This is a genomic window from Streptomyces sp. NPDC059875 (genome assembly GCF_042731085.1).
GTDB lineage: Bacteria > Actinomycetota > Actinomycetes > Streptomycetales > Streptomycetaceae > Streptomyces.
This window is the reverse complement of record NZ_JBHWJZ010000016.1, coordinates 68,126-87,434: the sequence shown is the minus strand read 5'-3', so window position 1 is coordinate 87,434 and position 19,309 is coordinate 68,126. Positions and strand designations below refer to the sequence as shown.

At 71.9% G+C, this 19,309-nt stretch carries 20 protein-coding genes and 1 pseudogene; 9 read left to right on the top strand and 12 right to left on the bottom strand.

Annotated elements, in window-relative coordinates:
* Positions 1-21 precede the first annotated feature (21 nt).
* Genes ACFV9D_RS20735 through ACFV9D_RS20715 form a run of 5 tightly spaced genes read left to right on the top strand, consistent with a single transcriptional unit; the run spans position 22 to position 4,352 of the window.
* Positions 22-798 (top strand): enoyl-CoA hydratase family protein, encoded by a 777-nt coding sequence (locus tag ACFV9D_RS20735; protein WP_385147948.1) that lies wholly within the window; start codon positions 22-24, stop codon positions 796-798.
* Complete coding sequence (locus ACFV9D_RS20730; protein WP_385147945.1) at positions 795-1,640, top strand: CoA transferase subunit A; 846 nt, start codon at positions 795-797, stop codon at positions 1,638-1,640. The genes ACFV9D_RS20735 and ACFV9D_RS20730 overlap by 4 nt, the downstream gene beginning before the upstream one ends.
* Positions 1,637-2,377, top strand: a complete 741-nt coding sequence (locus ACFV9D_RS20725) for a CoA-transferase subunit beta (protein ID WP_385147943.1) — start codon at positions 1,637-1,639, stop codon at positions 2,375-2,377. The genes ACFV9D_RS20730 and ACFV9D_RS20725 overlap by 4 nt, the downstream gene beginning before the upstream one ends.
* Complete coding sequence (locus tag ACFV9D_RS20720; protein WP_385147939.1) at positions 2,377-3,426, top strand: NAD(P)H-dependent flavin oxidoreductase; 1,050 nt, start codon at positions 2,377-2,379, stop codon at positions 3,424-3,426. Before ACFV9D_RS20725 ends, ACFV9D_RS20720 begins: the two co-directional genes overlap by 1 nt.
* Before the next feature lie 29 nt (positions 3,427-3,455).
* Positions 3,456-4,352, top strand: coding sequence for a tyrosine-protein phosphatase (locus tag ACFV9D_RS20715; RefSeq protein ID WP_385147936.1), 897 nt, complete (start codon positions 3,456-3,458; stop codon positions 4,350-4,352).
* Here ACFV9D_RS20715 and ACFV9D_RS20710 read toward each other — a convergent pair.
* From ACFV9D_RS20710 to ACFV9D_RS20685, 6 genes are all read right to left on the bottom strand, one after another.
* Entirely contained in the window at positions 4,349-5,977 is a 1,629-nt protein-coding gene (locus tag ACFV9D_RS20710) for a DEAD/DEAH box helicase (RefSeq protein WP_385147933.1), read from the bottom strand. The genes ACFV9D_RS20715 and ACFV9D_RS20710 overlap by 4 nt on opposite strands.
* A 91-nt stretch (positions 5,978-6,068) precedes the next feature.
* The gene (locus ACFV9D_RS20705; protein ID WP_290114082.1) at positions 6,069-6,272 is read right to left on the bottom strand and encodes a cold-shock protein; all 204 of its coding nucleotides are present in this window, start codon (positions 6,270-6,272) and stop codon (positions 6,069-6,071) included.
* Between the two features lie 165 nt (positions 6,273-6,437).
* Positions 6,438-7,595 carry an acetyl-CoA C-acetyltransferase gene (locus tag ACFV9D_RS20700; protein ID WP_385147930.1) on the bottom strand — a complete coding sequence of 386 codons (1,158 nt, stop codon included), beginning with the start codon at positions 7,593-7,595 and terminating at the stop codon, positions 6,438-6,440.
* 18 nt (positions 7,596-7,613) lie between these two features.
* Positions 7,614-8,234 (bottom strand): TetR/AcrR family transcriptional regulator, encoded by a 621-nt coding sequence (locus ACFV9D_RS20695; protein WP_385147927.1) that lies wholly within the window; start codon positions 8,232-8,234, stop codon positions 7,614-7,616.
* 15 nt (positions 8,235-8,249) lie between these two features.
* Positions 8,250-9,047 (bottom strand): SDR family oxidoreductase, encoded by a 798-nt coding sequence (locus tag ACFV9D_RS20690; protein ID WP_385147924.1) that lies wholly within the window; start codon positions 9,045-9,047, stop codon positions 8,250-8,252.
* Complete coding sequence (locus ACFV9D_RS20685; RefSeq protein ID WP_385148194.1) at positions 9,044-10,180, bottom strand: acyl-CoA dehydrogenase family protein; 1,137 nt, start codon at positions 10,178-10,180, stop codon at positions 9,044-9,046. The genes ACFV9D_RS20690 and ACFV9D_RS20685 overlap by 4 nt, the downstream gene beginning before the upstream one ends.
* Positions 10,181-10,240: 60 nt before the next feature.
* On the opposite strand from ACFV9D_RS20685, the gene ACFV9D_RS20680 reads away from it, so the two are divergent.
* The 3 genes from ACFV9D_RS20680 to ACFV9D_RS20670 are packed head-to-tail and all read left to right on the top strand — an operon-like array spanning position 10,241 to position 13,574.
* On the top strand, positions 10,241-11,071 hold the full coding sequence (locus tag ACFV9D_RS20680; protein WP_385147921.1) for an enoyl-CoA hydratase: 831 nt from the start codon (positions 10,241-10,243) through the stop codon (positions 11,069-11,071).
* Positions 11,071-12,252, top strand: a complete 1,182-nt coding sequence (locus ACFV9D_RS20675; protein WP_385147918.1) for an acyl-CoA dehydrogenase family protein — start codon at positions 11,071-11,073, stop codon at positions 12,250-12,252. Before ACFV9D_RS20680 ends, ACFV9D_RS20675 begins: the two co-directional genes overlap by 1 nt.
* Positions 12,252-13,574: an acyl-CoA dehydrogenase family protein gene (locus ACFV9D_RS20670; RefSeq protein WP_385147915.1), complete on the top strand. Its 1,323-nt coding sequence runs from the start codon at positions 12,252-12,254 to the stop codon at positions 13,572-13,574. The genes ACFV9D_RS20675 and ACFV9D_RS20670 overlap by 1 nt, the downstream gene beginning before the upstream one ends.
* On the opposite strand, the gene ACFV9D_RS20665 is transcribed toward ACFV9D_RS20670, so the two are convergent.
* The 5 genes from ACFV9D_RS20665 to ACFV9D_RS20645 form a co-directional block, all read right to left on the bottom strand.
* Positions 13,569-14,084 carry a pyridoxamine 5'-phosphate oxidase family protein gene (locus ACFV9D_RS20665; protein ID WP_385147912.1) on the bottom strand — a complete coding sequence of 172 codons (516 nt, stop codon included), beginning with the start codon at positions 14,082-14,084 and terminating at the stop codon, positions 13,569-13,571. The genes ACFV9D_RS20670 and ACFV9D_RS20665 overlap by 6 nt on opposite strands.
* A gap of 41 nt (positions 14,085-14,125) precedes the next feature.
* A complete protein-coding gene (locus tag ACFV9D_RS20660; protein ID WP_385147909.1) occupies positions 14,126-14,500 on the bottom strand; it encodes a VOC family protein in 375 nt (124 codons plus the stop codon).
* A gap of 108 nt (positions 14,501-14,608) precedes the next feature.
* Positions 14,609-15,349, bottom strand: coding sequence for a VWA domain-containing protein (locus tag ACFV9D_RS20655; RefSeq protein ID WP_385147907.1), 741 nt, complete (start codon positions 15,347-15,349; stop codon positions 14,609-14,611).
* Positions 15,350-15,495: 146 nt separating this feature from the next.
* On the bottom strand, positions 15,496-16,533 hold the full coding sequence (locus ACFV9D_RS20650) for an acyl-CoA dehydrogenase family protein (protein ID WP_385147904.1): 1,038 nt from the start codon (positions 16,531-16,533) through the stop codon (positions 15,496-15,498).
* The gene (locus ACFV9D_RS20645) at positions 16,530-18,065 is read right to left on the bottom strand and encodes a FadD3 family acyl-CoA ligase (protein ID WP_385147901.1); all 1,536 of its coding nucleotides are present in this window, start codon (positions 18,063-18,065) and stop codon (positions 16,530-16,532) included. Before ACFV9D_RS20645 ends, ACFV9D_RS20650 begins: the two co-directional genes overlap by 4 nt.
* Positions 18,066-18,212: 147 nt before the next feature.
* Here ACFV9D_RS20645 and ACFV9D_RS20640 point away from each other — a divergent pair.
* Positions 18,213-18,620 (top strand): annotated as a pseudogene (locus tag ACFV9D_RS20640) (flavin reductase family protein); the annotation flags it as partial.
* 47 nt (positions 18,621-18,667) lie between these two features.
* On the opposite strand, the gene ACFV9D_RS20635 reads toward ACFV9D_RS20640, so the two are convergent.
* On the bottom strand, positions 18,668-19,309 hold the full coding sequence (locus tag ACFV9D_RS20635; RefSeq protein ID WP_385148191.1) for a PadR family transcriptional regulator: 642 nt from the start codon (positions 19,307-19,309) through the stop codon (positions 18,668-18,670).

The window sequence follows — 19,309 nt, the reverse complement described above, 5'->3', positions numbered from 1 at the left end:
GGAAAGGTAGCTGATCCGCTCATGGGTGTCTCCACCTCAAGCCCCGGCAAGGGCATCTCACTCGTCACCGTCGACTTCCCACCCGTCAACGCCCTCCCCGTGCAGGGCTGGTACGACCTCGCCGACGCCGTCCGCGCGGCCGGCCGGGACCCCGAGACCCGCTGCGTCGTCCTGGCCGCCGCGGGCCGCGGTTTCAACGCCGGCGTCGACATCAAGGAGATGCAGCGGGACCCCGGACACGGCAGCCTCATCGGCGCCAACCACGGCTGTGCGGAGGCGTTCACGGCGGTGTACGACTGCGAGGTCCCGGTCGTCGCGGCCGTCGGCGGCTTCTGCCTCGGCGGCGGGATCGGGCTCGTCGGCAACGCGGACGCGATCGTCGCCTCCGAGGACGCCACGTTCGGGCTGCCCGAGCTGGACCGGGGCGCGCTCGGCGCGGCCACCCATCTCGCCCGGCTCGTCCCGCAGCATCTGATGCGCGCGCTGTACTACACCTCACGTACCGCCACCGCCGCCGAACTGCACGCCCACGGCTCGGTCTGGAAGGTCGTGCCGCGCGAGGAACTGCTCGACGCCGCACTGGAGTTGGCGGGCGAGATCGCCCGGAAGGACGGGTACCTGATCCGGCTCGCCAAGGCCGCCATCAACGGCATCGACCCCGTGGACGTGCGCCGCAGCTACCGCTTCGAGCAGGGCTTCACCTTCGAGGCCAACCTCAGCGGGGTCGCCGACCGCGTCCGCGGCACCTTCGGCGAGGCGGCAGAGCCCAAGGACCACGCCAAGGAGGGCACCTCGTGACCGACAAGACGATGACCCCCGACGAGGTGGTGGGCCGCCTGCGCAGCGGCATGACCATCGGCATCGGCGGCTGGGGCTCGCGCCGCAAGCCGATGGCCCTGGTCAGGGCGGTGCTCCGGTCCGAGATCACCGATCTCACCGTGATCTCCTACGGCGGCCCCGACGTGGGCCTGCTCGCCGCCGCCGGCCGGATCCGCAGGCTCGTGGCCGCCTTCACCACCCTGGACTCCATCCCGCTCGAACCGAACTTCCGTGCCGCCCGCGAGCGCGGCGCCTTCGAGATGACCGAACTCGACGAGGCCATGTTCATGTGGGGCCTGCACGCCGCCGCCAACCGGCTGCCCTTCCTGCCGGTGCGGGCCGGTCTCGGCTCGGACGTGATGACGGTCAACCCCGAGCTGCGGACGGTCACCTCCCCGTACGAGGACGGCGAGACCTTCGTCGCCGTACCCGCCCTGCGCATGGACGCCGCCCTGGTCCACCTCAACCGCGCCGACCGGCTCGGCAACGGCCAGCACCTGGGCCCCGACCCGTACTTCGACGACCTCTTCTGCGAGGCCGCCGACACCGCGTACGTCTCGTGCGAACAGATCGTCGACCGGTTCGACGCGTCGGCCGCGCCGCAGTCGCTGCTCGTCGGCCGGCACAGCGTCACCGGCGTCGTCGAGGCCCCGAACGGCGCGCACTTCACCTCCTGCGCCCCCGACTACGACCGCGACGAGCCCTTCCAGAAGCTGTACGCGACCACCCCCTGGGCCGAGTTCGCCGAGCGGTTCCTGTCCGGCAAGAGCGAGGACGACTACCAGCAGGCCGTACGGACCTGGCACGAGGAGCAGCAGTGACCACGACGACCACGACCGTCTCCCGCGCCGAATTCTGCGTCGTCGCCTGCGCCGAGGCCTGGCGCGACAACGGTGAGGTCCTCGCCGCCGCCATGGCCCCGGTCTCCTCCTTCGGCGCCCGGCTCGCCAAGCGTTCCTTCTCCCCAGACCTGCTGCTGACCGACGGCGAGGCGATGCTCGTCGGACTCGACGGGGAGGTCGAGGGCTGGCTGCCGTACCGCCGCCATCTCACGATGGTCACCGGCGGCAAGCGGCACGTCATGATGGGCGCGAGCCAGATCGACCGGCACGGCAACCAGAACATCTCCTGCATCGGCGACTGGTCCCGGCCCGCCCGCCAGCTCCTCGGCGTCCGTGGCGCCCCCGTCAACACACTGAACAATCCGGTCAGTTACTGGATCCCGAAGCACTCGCCCCGGGTCTTCGTCGAGCGCGTGGACATGGTCAGCGGCGTCGGCTACGACCGCGCGGCCGCCGCCGGGGCCGACCGCTTCCACCGGATCCCCCGGGTCGTCTCCGACCTCGGCGTCTTCGACTTCGAGACGCCCGACCGCTCGATGCGGCTCGCCTCGCTCCACCCGGGCGTCACCGTGGACCAGGTCAGGCAGGCCACCGGTTTCGACCTGGTGATCGACGACGACGTCCCGTACACCCGCGCGCCGACCACCGAGGAGCTGCGGCTGATCCGCGAGGTGATCGACCCCAAGGGGCTGCGGGACCGAGAGGTCCGGGCCTGATGGAGACCGCGCTCACCAGGCTCACCGGCGTCCGGTACCCGATCGTCCAGACCGGCATGGGCTGGGTGGCCGGACCGCGGCTGGTCTCGGCCTCCGCGAACGCCGGCGCCCTCGGCATCCTCGCCTCGGCGACGATGACCGTCGAGGAGCTGCGCGCCGCGGTCCGCGAGGTGAAGTCCCGTACGGACCGGCCCTTCGGGGTCAATCTCCGCGCGGACGCCGGCGACGCGCGCGAGCGGGTGCGGATCATCGTCGACGAGGGCGTACGGGTCGCCTCCTTCGCCCTCGCCCCGTCCCGGGAGCTGATCGCCGAGCTGAAGGACGCGGGCGTGGTCGTGGTCCCGTCCATCGGGGCCCGGCGGCACGCCGAGAAGGTCGCGGCCTGGGGCGCGGACGCGGTGATCGTGCAGGGCGGCGAGGGCGGCGGGCACACCGGCGAGGTGGCCACGACCGTCCTGCTGCCGCAGGTGGTCGACGCGGTCGACATCCCGGTGATCGCGGCCGGCGGCTTCCACGACGGCCGCGGCCTGGTCGCCGCGCTCTCCTACGGCGCCGCGGGCATCGCCATGGGCACCCGCTTCCTGCTCACCTCCGACTCGACCGTCCCCGACGCCGTCAAGGCGACGTACCTGGCCGCGACGGTCAAGGACGTGACGGTGACGACGGCCGTCGACGGACTGCCGCACCGGATGCTCCGTACGGAGATGGTCGCCGCCCTCGAACGGGCGGGCCGGGTACGGGCGTTGGCGCAGGCCGTCCGCCGCGCGGCCGGCTTCCGCAGGATCTCGGGGCTGTCATGGTCGCGGATGGTCCGCGACGGTCTCGCGATGAAGCACGGCAAGGACCTGTCATGGAGCCAGGTCCTGCTCGCCGCGAACACCCCCATGCTCCTCAAAGCGTCCATGGTCGAGGGCCGCACCGACCTCGGTGTCATGGCGTCCGGGCAGGTCGCAGGGTTGATCGAGGATCTCCCGAGCTGCGAGGAACTCGTCCTGCGGGTCATGTCCGAGGCCGCACAAGCGCTCCGCACCCTGCCATCACCAGGGTGAACCCTCATCCCCCACAAGGGAGTTCAGTCATGCCTCTGTCGAGACGCGCACTGCTGAGCACCGCGACCGCCGCCGTCCTCACCGCGGCCGTCGCCCCCACGGCCCTCGCCCGGCCGCGCACCGCCACGGCCACGGCCGTCCGTCACATCCCGCTCCAGGGTGCGGTCAACGTGCGTGACCTGGGCGGATACCTCACGTACACGGGCGGCCGGGTCCGGCACGGCCTGGTGTACCGGTCCGACGCCCTGAGCAAGCTCACCGACGCCGACGTGACGACCCTCGCCGGGCTGCGCCTGGGCCGGGTCGTCGACTTCCGGATCCCGCTGGAGGTCCAGTACGACGGCGCCGACCGGCTCCCCGCCGGAGTCGTACCGGTGTCGCGGTCGGTCACCGACAACGGCCTGTTCGGGCAACTGCTCGCGGCGATCGGCTCCCGCGATCCGGTACGCCAGGAGGAGATGCTCGGGGGCGGCCGGGCCGCCGCCTTCATGCGCGAGGTGTACCGCACCTTCGTCACGAGCGCCGCGAACCGCGAACGGTTCGGCACCACGCTCCGCGAACTGGCCGGCCTCGGCTCGACGCCCTCGCTGTACCACTGCACCTCGGGCAAGGACCGTACGGGCTGGACGAGTTACCTGCTGCTCACGGCCCTGGGGGTGCCGGAGAACGCGGCCGTCGGCGACTACCTGGCCTCCAACACCTTCCGGGCCGCGTACGACGCGAAGGTCCGGGAGGGTCTGAAGCAGGGCGGGCTGATGCAGAACCCGGACCTGATCATCCCGCTCCAGGAGGTACGGACCGAGTATCTGGACACCGCGCTGAACGAGGTGAAGGCCGGATACGGCAGCCTCTTCCGCTACCTCACCGACGGCCTGGGCCTGGAGCTGCGCACCCTGGCGCAGCTCCAGGACCGGCTGGTCGACTAGGCCACGCCGCCGCGGCGGCCGCGGCCGCCACCGCCGCTGCGGGTACGGGTGGCCGAACCGCCCGTACCGGTACTCGTACGCGTACCGGTGCCCGTACCCGTGCCCGTACGGCCGCCGGCCTGGGAGCGGCCACGGCCGCCGCCACCGCCGCCGCCCCGGCGCGCACGCTGGCCGCCGCTGCGGGCGGCGGCGGGCTGGGTCGGCTGCGGGACCTCGATGACGACCGGTATGCCGGAGGGCTCCCGGGCGCCGGTGAGCCGGGTCAGCTCCTCGTCGCTGGACTTGATCTGCGCCGTACGGGGCGTGATGCCGGCGTTCGACATCAGCCGGCTCATGTCCCGCTTCTCCTCGGGCAGCACCAGGGTGACGACGCTGCCGGACTCGCCGGCGCGCGCCGTGCGGCCGCCGCGGTGCAGATAGTCCTTGTGGTCGATCGGCGGGTCGACGTTCACGACGAGGTCGAGGTCGTCGACGTGGATGCCGCGGGCCGCCACGTTGGTCGCCACGAGCGCGGTGACCTGGCCGTTCTTGAACTGGTCCAGGGTGCGGTTGCGCTGCGGCTGCGAACGGCCGCCGTGCAGCCCGGAGGCCCGGACACCGCTCGCGAGGAGCCGCTTGACCAGCCGGTCCACGGCGCGCTTGGTGTCGAGGAAGAGGATCGTGCGGCCGTCGCGGGCCGCGATCTTCATCGTGACGGCCTTCTTGTCGGTCTCGTCGGCGATGTAGAGCAGGTGGTGCTCCATCGTCGTGACCGCGCCGGCGGAGGGGTCGACGGAGTGCACGACCGGGTCGGTGAGGAACATCTTCACCAGCCGGTCGATGTTCTGGTCGAGGGTCGCCGAGAACAGCATCCGCTGACCGTCCGGCTCGACCTGCTTGAGCAGCGCCGTGACCTGGGGCATGAAGCCCATGTCGGCCATCTGGTCGGCCTCGTCCAGGACCGTGATGGCGACCTGGTCGAGCCGGCAGTCGCCGCGCTCGATGAGGTCCTTCAGGCGTCCGGGCGTGGCGACGAGCACCTCGGCGCCTCGCCGCAGCGAGTTCGCCTGCTTGGTGATCGACAGGCCGCCGACGACGGTGGCGAGCCGGAGCTGCACGGAGGTGGCGTACGGCGCGAGGGCGTCGGTCACCTGCTGGGCGAGCTCACGGGTGGGCACGAGGACCAGGGCGAGCGGCGCCTTGGGCTCGGCACGGCGGCCCGCGGTGCGGGCGAGCAGCGCGAGGCCGAAGGCGAGGGTCTTGCCGGAGCCGGTGCGGCCGCGGCCGAGGATGTCCCGGCCGGCGAGCGAGTTCGGCAGCGTGGCGCCCTGGATCGGGAACGGCTCGGTCACACCCTGTGCGGCGAGCGTCTTGACCAGGGCCGCGGGCATGTCGAGGGCGTCGAAGGACTCCACCGACGGGAGCGCGGGCGTCAGCGTCTCGGGCAGGGTGAACTCACGCGGGGGCGGAGGCGTGGCCGGTCCACGGCCGCGGCCGGCCCCCTTGGCCCTGCCCTTCGGGGCGGCGGCGCCACGGCGGGCGCCGGCGTTGCCCGAGCCGCGCGCGGGGCGGCCCGAGGCATTTCCGGACGGGGTTCCGGAAGTGGATTCCACGGCCCGACGGGGCCGCTTTTCGGAGCGTGTCATACGGAAATGCCTTCCTGGGCCTGAGCACAGCGCGAGCCGGGACCCGCACCTGCGCGGTGCGGGTCCCGGCTGCGAGAATCGCGTACGGCGATCAGGCGGGGAGGATGTTCTCCGCCTGCGGGCCCTTCTGGCCCTGCGTGACGTCGAAGGTGACCTTCTGGCCTTCCTGCAGCTCACGGAAGCCGGAGGTCGCGATGTTGGAGTAGTGGGCGAAGACGTCGGCGCCGCCGCCGTCCTGCTCGATGAAGCCGAAGCCCTTTTCGGCGTTGAACCACTTCACAGTTCCGGTGGCCATAATTTTCTCCTGAATAGGTAAGGGTCCCATCCCGGAGAGTCCGGAAAACAAAACTGCGCCTGAGGAACATTCCCGTCAGGCGCACATAAAGTTCATGGGTACCAACTAGCAACACCTGAAGACTAGCACGCTGTCCCGCCCGTCCGGGCGGGACAGCGACGAGTGTCACAACCGCTCGATGATCGTCACGTTCGCCTGGCCCCCGCCTTCACACATGGTCTGGAGGCCGAACCGGCCGCCGGTGCGCTCCAGTTCGTGGAGCAGGGTGGTCATCAGCTTCACTCCGGTCGCGCCCAGCGGGTGGCCGAGGGCGATCGCGCCGCCGTTGACGTTCACCCGCGCGGGGTCGGCGCCGGTCTCCTTCAGCCAGGCCAGGACGACGGGGGCGAAGGCCTCGTTGATCTCGACGAGGTCCATGTCGTCGATGGACATGCCGGTCTTCTTCAGGGCGTACGCGGTCGCCGGTATGGGGGCGGAGAGCATCCGGATCGGGTCCTCGCCTCGGACGGAGAGGTGGTGGATGCGGGCGCGCGGGGTGAGGCCGTGTTCCCGTACGGCCCGCTCGCTCGCCAGCAGCATCGCGGCGGCGCCGTCGGACACCTGGGAGGAGCAGGCCGCGGTGATGGTGCCGCCCTCGACGACCGGCTTCAGGCCCGCCATCTTCTCCAGGGTGGTGTCCCGGCGCGGGCCCTCGTCGACGGTGACGTCCCCGTAGGGCACGGTCTCCCGCTCGAAGCGGCCCTCGTCGATCGCGCGCAGCGCCCGCTCGTGCGAGCGGAGGGCGAATTCCTCCTGGTCACGGCGGGTGATTCCCCACTTCTGGGCGATCAGCTCGGCGCCGTGGAACTGATTGACGGGCGCGTCGCCGTACCGCGCGCGCCAGCCCTCGGAGCCGGCGTAGGGGCCCTCGGTGAGGCCGAGCGGTTCGGCGGCCTGTCGGGAGGCGAAGGCGATGGGGATCATCGACATGTTCTGGGTGCCGCCGGCGACGACGAGGTCCTGGGTGCCGGACAGGACGCCCTGCGCGGCGAAGTGCACGGCCTGCTGGGACGAGCCGCACTGGCGGTCGATCGTGACGCCGGGGACCTCCTCGGGGAGGCCGGCCGCCAGCCAGGCCGTACGGGCGATGTCGCCGGCCTGCGGGCCCACGGTGTCGAGGCAGCCGAAGACCACGTCCTCGACGGCGGAGGGGTCGATGCCCGAGCGGGCGACGAGGGCCTTCAGGACATGGGCTCCGAGGTCCGCCGGGTGGACGGCGGCCAGGCCTCCCTTGCGGCGGCCCACCGGGGTGCGGACCGCTTCGACGATGTAGGCCTCGGCCATGACAACTCCTCCAGACGTCTATGAACGTACGGCGATACCGTCCAGGACCATCGACAGGTACTGGCGGGCGATCTCCTCCGGGCTGTGCTGTCCGCCCGGGCGGTACCAGGACGCGGCGACCCAGACGGTGTCGCGCACGAAGCGGTAGGTGAGCCGGATGTCGAGGTCGGCGCGGAAGACCCGGGCCTCGACACCGCGCTCCAGCGTGCCGAGCCAGGCCTTCTCGAACTTCACCTGCGAATCCGAGAGGTAGTGGAAGCGCGGCTGGGCGCTGAGGTGCCTGGACTCCTTCTGGTAGATGGCGACGGCCGCGCGGTGCCGGTCGATCTCCCGGAAGGACTCGGTGACGAGGGCCTCGATGGTCTCCCTTGGCCCGAGGCCCGCGGCGAGGACGGCGTCGTAGCCCTCCCACAGCTCGGTCAGGAAGGTGGAGAGGATCTCGTCGAGCATCGATTCCTTGGAATCGAAGTGGTAGTAGAGGCTGCCGGCGAGCATTCCGGCGGCGTCGGCGATCTTGCGTACGGTCGTGGCGTTGTACCCCTGGGCGGCGAACACCTCGGCCGCGGTGTCCAGGAGCTCTCGGCGCCGCTCGGGCGAGGCGGTCACCGGGGTCTTCTTCTTGCTGGCAGTCTTCGGCACACGTCCATTCTGGTCCTACGCGTGCTGGCTGCTGACCGAGACGGTCTCGCCGGTCATGTAGGAGGAGTAGCCGCTGGCGAGGAAGACGATGACGTTGGCGATCTCCCAGGGCTCGGCGTACCGACCGAAGGCCTCGCGTTCGGTGAGCTCGGCGAGCAGCTCGGCGGAGGTGACCTTGACCAGGTGCGGGTGCATGGCCAGGGACGGGGAGACCGCGTTGACGCGGACGCCGTACGCCGCCGCCTCGATCGCCGTGCAGCGGGTGAGCGCCATGACGCCGGCCTTGGCGGCGGCGTAGTGGGCCTGGCCGGCCTGGGCGCGCCAGCCGACGACGGAGGCGTTGTTGACGATCACCCCCGGGCGGTCGGAGTCCCTGAAGTGGCGCAGGGCGGCCCGGGTGCAGCGGAAGGTGCCGTTCAGGGTGACGTCGAGGACGCGGGTCCACTGGTCGTCGGTCATGTCGACGAGCTCGGCGGTGCCGCCGAGGCCGGCGTTGTTGACGACGACGTCCAGGCCCCCGTGGAGGCGTACGGCCGTGTCGAAGAGGGCCTGGACCTGGGTCTCGTCGGTGACGTCACAGGGCTGGGAGGCGATCCGGTCGGCGCCGAACTCGGCGGCGAGGGCGGTCTCGGTCTCCTTGAGGCGGCGCGCGTGTGCGTCGCTGATCAGGATTCCGGCGCCCTCCTCCAGGAAGCGGCGGGCGGTGGCGCCGCCGATGCCGGCTCCGGCGGCGGCGGTGATGACGGCGCTGCGCCCGGCGAGCAGGCCGTGGCCGGGGACGTAGTCGGGCGGTGGGGTCGGCGGTGGCGTCATGGGCGCGGCTCCTTCGGGAGGCCGAGCACCCGCTCGGCGATGATGTTGCGCTGGATCTCGCTGGATCCGGCGTAGATGGTGTCGGCGCGGGAGAAGAGGAACAGCCGCTGCCACTCGTCGAGTTCGTACGGTTCCGCGGCGACGACCGTGGAGGCGGCGCCGCAGATGTCCATGGCGAGTTCGCCGAGACCGCGGTGCCAGTGGGACCAGTACAGCTTGGCCATGGAGGGTTCCGCGCCGCGCAGGGCGTTCGCCCGCATGGCCTGCAGCCCGGTCCAGGCCTGGACGAGCCGGTCCCTGATGAGTGGGTCGGCGAGGGCTCCGTTGCGCCGGGCGAGGTCGACGAGGCCTTCCAGCTCACGCCGGAATCCGACCTGCTGGCCGAGGGTGGAGACGCCGCGTTCGTAGCCGAGGGTGGCCATCGCGATCCGCCAGCCGTCGCCGGGCGCGCCGACGACGTTCGTCGCGTCCGTCCGCGCGCCGTCGAAGAAGACCTCGTTGAACTCGCTGGTCCCGGTGAGCTGGACGATCGGCCGGACCTCCACGCCCGGCTGGTCCATGGGGACGAGCAGATACGAGAGTCCGGCGTGACGCCGCGAGCCCGGCTCGGTGCGGGCGAGGACGAAGCACCACTGGGACTCGTGGGCGAGCGAGGTCCAGATCTTCTGGCCGTTCACCACCCACGCGTCGCCCTCGCGCACCGCACGCGTACGGACGGCGGCGAGGTCGGAACCGGCGTCGGGTTCGCTGTAGCCCTGGCACCAGAGCTCCTCGACGGCGCGGATCGGGGGCAGGAAGCGGGCCTTCTGTTCCTCGGTGCCGTGGTCGATGAGGGTGGGGCCGAGGAGCTGTTCGCCGATGTGGTTGACGCGCGCGGGGGCGTCGGCGAGGGCGTACTCCTCGTGGAAGGCGATCTGCTCCTCGATGCTCGCCCCGCGACCGCCGTACTCCTTCGGCCAGCCGACGCAGGTCCAGCCATGGACCGCCAAGTGCCGTTCCCAGGCGAGGCGTTCGGCGAACGCCTCGTGTTCCCGGCCCGGTCCGCCGAGCCCCTTCAGGTGGGCGAACTCGCCACTGAGGTGGGCCTGTAGCCAGTCCCGTATCTCGGTACGGAACTCCTCGACGCTGCTCATGGCGCTGCTCATGGCCGTACGTTAACCTACCAAACACTTGTTAGGGAAGGAGGGCGAGAGATGCCCGTGCTGTACGAGCGTCGCGGCCCCGTCGCGTACGTGACGATGAACCGGCCCCGCTACCGCAACGCCCAGAACTCCGCGATGACCTACGCCCTGGACGACGCGTTCTACCGGGCGGCGGCGGACACCGACGTCAAGGTGATCGTGCTCGCCGGGGCGGGCGACCACTTCTCCGCGGGCCACGACATCGGCACCCCCGAACGCGACGCCCATCTCCCCTTCGAACGGCGCGCCGGACTGTGGTGGGACCACTCCGACCGGCAGGGCGCCGAATCCCGTTTCGCCCGCGAGTCCGAGGTCTACCTGGGTATGTGCCGGCGCTGGCGCGAGCTGCCCAAGCCGGTCGTCGCCTCGGTCCAAGGGGCGTGCGTGGCGGGCGGGTTGATGCTGGCCTGGGTGTGCGACCTGATCGTGGCGAGCGAGGACGCGTTCTTCGCCGACCCGGTGGTACGGATGGGCATTCCGGGCGTCGAGTACTTCGCGCACCCGTGGGTGATGCCGCCGCGGATCGCCAAGGAGTTCCTCTACACCGGGGACCGGATGACGGCCCGCCGGGCGTACGAGATCGGCATGGTCAACCGGCTCGTCCCGGGCGAGGAACTCGACGGCGAGACCGAGCGGTTGGCGCTGCGGATCGCGGAGATGCCGCGGCTCGGCCTCGCCCTGACCAAGCGGGCGGTGAACCAGGCGGAGGACCTCCAGGGGATGCACGCGGGCATGGACTCCGTCTTCGGACTGCACCAGCTCGCCCACGCGCACAACACGGAGACCGCCACGGACGCGCTCGGAGGCATGGACGTGGCGGCGATGAAGGAGGCGGGCGTCTGATGGACCTGTCGTACAGCGCCGAGGAGGATGCGTTCCGCGCAGAGGCCAGGGAGTGGCTCCGGTCCCACGTCCCGGCCGTACCACTGCCGTCCCTCGAGACCGAGGAGGGCTTCGCCGCGCATCGTACCTGGGAGGCCGAACTGGCCGCCGACCGCTGGTCGGTGGTGTCCTGGCCGGAGCGGTACGGGGGCCGGGACGCCGACATCTTCCGCTGGCTGATCTTCGAGGAGGAGTACTACGCGGCGGGGGCGCCGGGCCGGGTCTCGCAGAACGGCATCAACCTCCTCGCCCCCACCCTCTTCGACCACGCGACGGAGGAGCAACGGGCCCGGGTGCTGCCGTCGATGGCGACCGGCGAGGTCGTCTGGGCGCAGGCCTGGTCGGAGCCGGAGTCGGGTTCGGACCTGGCCTCGCTGACCTCGCGGGCGGTGAAGGCGGAGGGCGGCTGGCTGCTGTCCGGGCAGAAGACCTGGTCCTCGCGGGCGGCCTTCGCGGACCGGGCCTTCGGCATCTTCCGCACCGACCCGCAGACCGACCCCGCCAGGCCGCACCGGGGGCTGACATATCTGATGTTCGACCTGCGGGCGCCGGGTGTGACGGTCCGGCCGATCGGACGGCTCGACGGGAAACCGGCCTTCGCGGAGCTCTTCCTCGACGAGGTCTTCGTGCCGGACGAGGACGTGATCGGCGAGCCCGGCCAGGGCTGGCGGATCGCGATGTCCACGACCGGCAACGAGCGCGGTCTGATGCTCCGCTCCCCCGGCCGCTTCCTGGCCGCCGCCGACCGTCTCGTACGGCTGTGGCGGGAGACGGGTTCGGACCGGGGGCTGCGGGACCGGGTCGCGGACGCGGTGATCGGGGCGCGGGCGTACCAGCTCTTCACGGCCGGCGGCGCCTCGCGCTTCGCGGCGGGGGCTGGGGGTGCCCCCGCTCGAGCGGAGCCGAGAGTGGGGGAGATCGGGGCGGAGTCGAGCCTGAACAAGGTCTTCTGGTCGGAGTACGACATCGCGCTGCACGAGACGGCGCTCGATCTGCTGGGCGGGGAGGCGGAGTCGGCGGACGGCGCGTGGGCAGAGGGCTACGTCTTCTCCCTCGCGGGCCCGATCTACGCGGGCACGAACGAGATCCAGCGCGACATCATCGCCGAGCGACTGCTCGGCCTGCCGAAGGGGCGGCGCTGATGCGATTCCTGCCGACGGACGAACAGCGCGACTTCGCGCGGTCACTGGACGCGATGCTGACGGCGGCGGACACGCCGACGACGATACGGGCGTGGGCCGGGGGTGACCACGGGCCGGGCCGCGCCCTGTGGTCCCGCCTCGCGCAGGCGGGCGTCTGGGCCCTCGCGGTCCCGGAGCCGTACGAGGGCGTGGGCCCGCTCCCCATCGAACTGGCGACGGTCTTCGTGGAGTTGGGCCGCCACGGGGTGCCGGGCCCGGCGGTGGAAACGGCGGCGGCGTCGGCACTGCTGTCGACCTTGGCGCGAGGGGGCGAGTCGGCCCCGGCGAAGCGATTCCTTCCGTCCCTGGCGAGGGGCGAAACGCTGGCGACCCTGACGATCCCCACCCTCGACCCGCACGCGGGGGTGGGCAGTCGTTCCGCAGGGTCGGATCCCACCCTCAACCCCGCCGCGAGCACGCGTCCCGCAGGGACGGATCCCACCCTCGACCCGCACGCGGGTTGTGGGCAGGCGTTCCGCAGGGCGATGGGGGTCCCCCCGGACGGAGTCTGGGGGAGGGTGGGCACAACCCACGACGGCGCCGCACCCGTGGGCACCGCAGGCACCGGGAGCCTGGGCCCGGCAGGGGCACCGTCCGTTGTGCCCACCCGTTCCGCCCCGGCGGAACAGTTGCCCACAACGGGGGTGGGCGCCGTCGCAGCCGGGCGAAGGGCCACGACGGAGGGACTCGCGCTTGATGCCGACGCGGCCGACGTCGTCCTCGTCGTCCGGGGCGACGAACTCTGGCTCGCCCCCGGGCATCACGACGTACACGCATCCACCGACCCCGCCCGCCGCCTCGCCCGCCCCACCCCCGGCGGGGAGCTGCTGGCCGCCGGGCCCGCCGTGCGGGAGGCGGCCGCGCACGCCCACGACTGGGCCATGCTCGCGACCGCCGCGCAAGCCCTCGGCGTCGGGCTCGCGCTCCTCGACCGCACCGTCGCGTACGCCAAGCAGCGCCGGCAGTTCGGCACCGAGATCGGGTCCTTCCAGGCGGTCAAGCACCGCCTGGCCGACACCCTGCTCGCCCTCGAGTTCGCCCGACCGCTCCTCTTCGGCGCCGCGCTCACCCTCGACAGCGCCGATCTCGCCGCCGCGAAGGTCACGGCCGGCGAGGCGGCCTACGCGGCCGCCCGTACCGCCCTGCAGATCCACGGCGCCGTCGGCTACACCGAGGAGCTCGACCTCTCCCTCTGGCTGCGCAAGGCCCGGCCCCTCCGCGACGCCTGGGGCACGCCGGCCTGGTGCCGGGCCCGGGTCATCGAGGCGTACGGCGGCTCATGACTCCTCGCGCGGCGGGCTGTCGTCCGTACCGCGCCGGATCGTCCGCACCGGCCGCCCCGGCGACCAGGTGCGGACGACCAGGTCGTCCCCGTCGACGAAGGTACGCACGACCTCCGCCGGCTCCACCCGGAAGACATGGAACGGCAGCGGCATGCCGACCGCCTCCGCGTACCGCTCCAGCGTCTTCGGGTCCGTGACCTCGACCGCCCGCCCGGAGATCCGCACGTCACCGCCGCCCATGTCCGTCCCGGCTCCCGGGTTGGCGAGCAGCGAGAAGCGCGGGTCGCGCCGCAGGTCGAGCGCCTTGCGCGAGTTCGGCATCATGCCGAGCCACAGCTCGCCCCAGCGGAAGTCCGCCTCGATCCCGCTGAGCCGGGGCGAGCCGTCCTTCCGCAGGGTGCCGAGCACATGGTGGGTGTGCTGCCCGAAGCGCTCCCGCACGGTCGCGGCGAGCTCGGGTTCGGCGGCCTCGAAGGCAGCCCAGGTGTGTCCGGTTCCGGTGTCTCCCATGGTTCCAGGAAACACCGGATACCCGACGTCTTCTGTCTGGATTACTCCGCGCGCTCGGCGGCGGACCGCTCCACGCAGAACTCGTTCCCCTCCGGGTCGGCCAGCAACGCCCACCCCGTACCGTCCGGCTTCCGGTGGTCGTCGACCAGCGTGGCGCCGAGCGCGAGCACCCGCTCGACCTCCTCGTCACGGCTGCGGTCCTGCGGCTGGAGGTCGAGATGGACCCGGTTCTTGACCGACTTCTTCTCCGGTACCCGGATGAAGAGCAGGCCGGCGCCGGGCGTCTCGACCAGCGCCTCCTCGTCGCCGGGCTGGTCGTCGTCCGAGACCTTGGAGTCCAGTACGGCGGCCCAGAAGGTCGCGAGGGTGTACGCGTCGGCGCAGTCGATCGTCACGTGTCGCACAAGAGATGCCATGACGCCACTATCGCCTGGTCAACATCCGTCCGGCCAGGAGATTTCCCGATCGCGGTGGGGACGCACGCCGCGTCGGACGGGCGCGAGGGACTCAGGGACTCCTGGACCTCACGACCGGACGATGGCCTGTGCCCGGGCCGCGTTCAGCCAGGCGGGGAATTCGGCGACGATCCGGTCGTACAGCTCCGCGTCCGGGACCTGGCGCGGGTCCTTCCCGGCGTGGAAGAACCCGGCGTTGTCCACCGGCCGCTTGGCCGGTACGGCCAACTCGTCCAGTTTCCGCAGGAATTCGAACTGTCGGCTGCCCGGGTCGCCGAAACCGATGAACTGCCAGAAGATCGGCAGCTTCGCCGCCTTGCACAAGTACCGCTCGGCGGCCAGCTTGTTGATCGGTCCGCCGTCGGTCTGGAAGACGACGAGCGCGGGCGCGGTGGCGCCGCTGTCGAGGTAGTGGTCGATGACCGCGTCCATCGCCAGGTGGTAGCTGGTCTTGCCCATGTGGCCGAGCCCGGCGACGATCCGGTCGATCCGACCCTGGTGGTCGGCGAGCGCGATGTCGGTCTCGGCGTCGATGTCGGTGGAGAAGAAGACCACCGGCACCCGCCCGTCGTCGTCCAGGTTGGCCGAGAGCCCCAACACCCGGTCGGCCAGGGCCTGGACGCTGCCGTCCTGGTAGTACGGCTTCATCGAGCCCGAGTAGTCGACCACGAGGTAGACGGCGACGCGCTGCCCGTCCATGCCGTGTTTCCGGAGGGAGACCCCCGCCGACTTGTAGAGACTCACCAGCGCCGGTGCGGTTTCCTCGACCTTGCGCAGACTCAGTGCCACGGACGGCTCCCCCTCCCACATCCCGTACGGACTCCTCCCGTACGGACTCCCGAGCGTACGTGATCACCCGTAGGGGATCAGCCCGTACGGGAGCAGTCCGTACGGGAGCAGTCCGTACCGGATCGGTCCGTACGACGGCAGTCCGTACGAGGGCAGTCCGTACGGGATCAGGTGGCGGCGGCGAGTCCGAGTGTCACGGCGATACGGCTCCGGTGCGCGGCGGGCGGGCCGAAGAGCCGGGCGGAGCCGTGGGCGCGCTTGAGGTGGTCGTGCGCCGGGTGTTCCCAGGTGATCCCGATCCCCCCGTGGAGCTGGATCATCTCGCCGGCCACCGTCTCGTACGCCTCGGAGCAGACGGACTTCGCGGCCGCGGCGGCCAGCGGTTCGGCGTCGGCGTGCGCGGCGGCGAGGGCGAGGGAGCGGGCGGCCTCGACGGTGGCGTACAGGTCGGCGAGCCGGTGCTTCACGGCCTGGAAGGAGCCGACGGGCCGCCCGAACTGGACCCGCCGCGTCACGTGGCGCACGGTCTCCTCCAAGGCGCGTTCGGCGCCGCCGACCTGCTCGGCGGCGAGGACGGTCGCGGCCACGTCCCGTACCCGCGCGAGGACGGCCTCCCCGTCGGCGGCCAGGAGGCGGGCCGGGGCCCGGTCGAGGTCGACGCGGGCGAGGGGCCGGGTGCGGTCCAGGGTGGTGACGGGGGTGAACGTGACGCCCGGGCCGAGGAGTTCGTAGAGGCCGAGGCGCCCTTCCTCGCGGGCGAAGGCGAGGTGTACGTCGGGACGGGCGGGGCCGGCGAGGACGTACTCCTTGCGGCCGGAGAGACACGACGCCTCCGCCACCGCCCCGATCGCCGCCGGCTCCCAGCCGCCCGCCTCCGCCCACGCGAGCGCCCCGACCGCCGAGCCGTCCGCGAGCCCGGGGAGGAGCCGGGCGCAGGCCTCCCAGTCGCCCGAGGAGAGGAGCGCGGTCACGGTCAGGACGGCCGAGCCCAGATACGGGGCGGGGCTCAGCGCCCTCCCCAACTCCCCTGCCACCACCGCGATTTCCGCGGAACCGCAGCCGAGTCCGCCGTACGCCTCCGGTACGGCGAGGGCCGTCACGCCGATCTGTTCGGTGAGCGGCGCCCAGGCCGCCGCGCCCTCGTGGCGGGCGAGGACCGACCGTACCGCCGCCCTCAGTTCCTCCTGCTCACGCGTCTGCCTCATGCGTCCTCTCCTCTCGCGGCGCGCCGCAGTGCGCCCTTGAGGAGCTTCCCGCCCGCGTTGCGCGGGAGCTCCGGTACGAGGACGAAACGGCGGGGCACCTTGAAGTTGGCGAGCCGTTCCCGGGCCCAGGCGGTCAGTTCGTCCTCGTCGAGGACCCCGTCCGTGACCACGAACGCGACCCCGACCTCGCCGAGGCGGGCGTCGGGCGCGCCGACCACCGCCGCGTCACGCACGGCCTCGTGGCACAGCAGGACGTTCTCGATCTCGGCCGGGTAGGCGTTGAAGCCGCCGACCACGTACATGTCCTTGAGCCGGTCGGTGACGGCGAGGTAGCCGCGCTCGTCGAGGGTGCCGATGTCCCCGGTGCGCAGCCAGCCGCCGTCCGCCACCGCCTCGGCGGTGGCGGCGGGGTCGTCGAGGTAGCCGCGCATGACGTGGTGGCCGCGGATCTGGATCTCGCCGTGCTCCCCCGGGCCGAGCGGCTGCCCGAGCGGTGAGGCGATCCGGATCTCGGTGCCGGGCAGGGGCAGCCCGACGGTGTGGGCGACCGTGTGGGCGTCGGCGTCGGTGGGGCAGACGGAGACGACGCCGCAGGACTCGGTGAGCCCGTAGGCGGTGAAGACGTCGGGCGCGCCGAGCTCGGTCCGTATCTCCTCGACGAGCGCGGCGGGGACGGTGGCCGCGCCGGTCCCGGCGAGGCGGAGCGCGGACAGGTCGTGCGCGGCGCGGCGCGGGTGGTGGACGAGGCCGTGGAAAACGGTGGGCGGCCCCATCAGACAGGTGACGCGTTCGGCCGCCATCCGTTCCAGGACGCGGTCGGCGTCGTAGACGGCCTCGGGGAGCATGGTGACGCCGTTGAGCAGACAGGCCAGGACGCCCGCCTTGTAGCCGAAGGTGTGGAAGAAGGGGTTGACCAGCAGGTATCGATCGCCGGGCCGCAGGCCGACGAGGCGGGACCAGTCGGCGTAGACGCGCAGGGTCTGGGCGTGGGTGGTCATCACCCCCTTGGAGCGACCGGTGGTGCCGGAGGTGTAGAGGATGTCGCAGAGGTCGTCGGGGTGGACGGCGGCGGCGCGGGCGATCCGTTCGCTGTCGGGGACCGTGGCGCCGGCGGCGAGGTAGGCGTCCCAGTCGGGGCCGTGGAGGGTGAGGGTCGAGCGGAGGGCGCCGAGGTCCTCGCCGGAGGCATGGAGGGCGGATTTGTAGTCGGTGCCGAGGAAGTCGTGTTCGGTGAAGAGGACTTCGGCGCCGCTGCGGCGCACGATGTCGGCGGCCTCGGCGGGCTTGTAGCGGGTGTTGACCGGGACGAGCACTGCGCCGACGGCGACCGCGCCGAGTGCGGCGGCGATCCAGTGGCGGCTGTTGGGGGCCCAGATCGCGACCCGGTCGCCGCCTCGGATGCCGTGGGCGAGGGCGGCGCTCGCGGCGGCGTCGATCGCGTCGCGCAGCTGCCGGAAGGTCCAGCGGACCTCGCCGTCGACGAGCGCCTCGAGGGTCGGATCCGGGTGCGCGGCGGCGGCCCAGGCGGGCAACTCGGCCAGTGTGCGGGGTAGTTGCTGTGGCACTTGCTGGGGACTGATCACTGAACCTCCCTACTTGACGTGCGAGCGTGGCGGGTATCCAATCACAGGTGTTTCGGTTAGGCATATACCTAGTAGAAACATTCCTCAGGAGGTCCCATGGATCCCATGGACATGAAGTCCGCACTGGCCGGCTTCTGCACGGGTGTCGCGGTCGTGACCGCGCTCGACCCGGAGGACGGGCGGCCCGTCGGCATGGCGGTGCAGTCGTTCTCGTCCGTCTCGCTCGATCCGCCGTTGGTCTGCTTCTGCCCGGCGCACACCTCGGCGACCTGGCCGCGGATCCGGGCGGCGGGCCGGTTCGCGGTGAACGTGCTCGCCGCCGATCAGGAGGAGCTGTGCCGGCGCTTCGCGATGACGGGCGGCGACAAGTTCGCCGGTACGGCGTGGCGGCCCGGCTCCGACGGCGCACCGCTCGTCGAGGGCGTGCTCGCGACCGTCGAGTGCACGCTCGACGCGGTCCTGGACGGCGGCGACCACGCCATCGCCCTCGGCCGGGTCACCGCCCTGACCGCGCACCGGGACACCGGCCCGCTGCTCTACTTCCGGCGCACCTACGGGCGCTTGCCCTCGCCCGAGGCCTTGGCGGCACCCGCACCCTTGGCCGCGCGCGCCTTCTCCAGCTCCTCGATGTCCGCGAGCATGGCGTCCGCCAGATCGCGCTCGGAGGCGTAGTACCGCTCGGCCCACTTGAGGGTGAGCGTGGGGTACGCCCACGCCTCCTCGACCTTCGCCCCCTCCACGTCGGCCTCGGCGCGCAGCCGCATGGTCTCGGCGAACTCCCGGTGGCGGGCGAGGACTTCACGCATCTGCTCGGGCTCGAGGAGATGCCCGAGCCACAGCCGGAGCATCGGCCCGTGTTTGAGCACCGGCGGGTCGACCGGCACCGTGCGGGCCCAGGTGCGGACGGCGGCCATGCCGTCGTCCGTGATCCGGTAGACCCGCTTGTCGCGGCTGCCCGTCTCCTGGGCGACCATCCGCGAGGTGGCGAAGCCGGCCTTCTCCAGGCGCTTGAGCTCGCTGTAGATCTGGCTGAACGACGGGCTCCAGTAGAAGAAGCGCAGGGACCAGTCGGACCACTTCTTGAGGTCGTAGCCGGACAGCTCCTCACCGAAGGAGAGCAGTCCGAGCACCGCCCAGCTGGTCGCCGGGAACGCCGGGATCTCCGGATGCTCTTCCTGGCCTGCCGTCGTCAT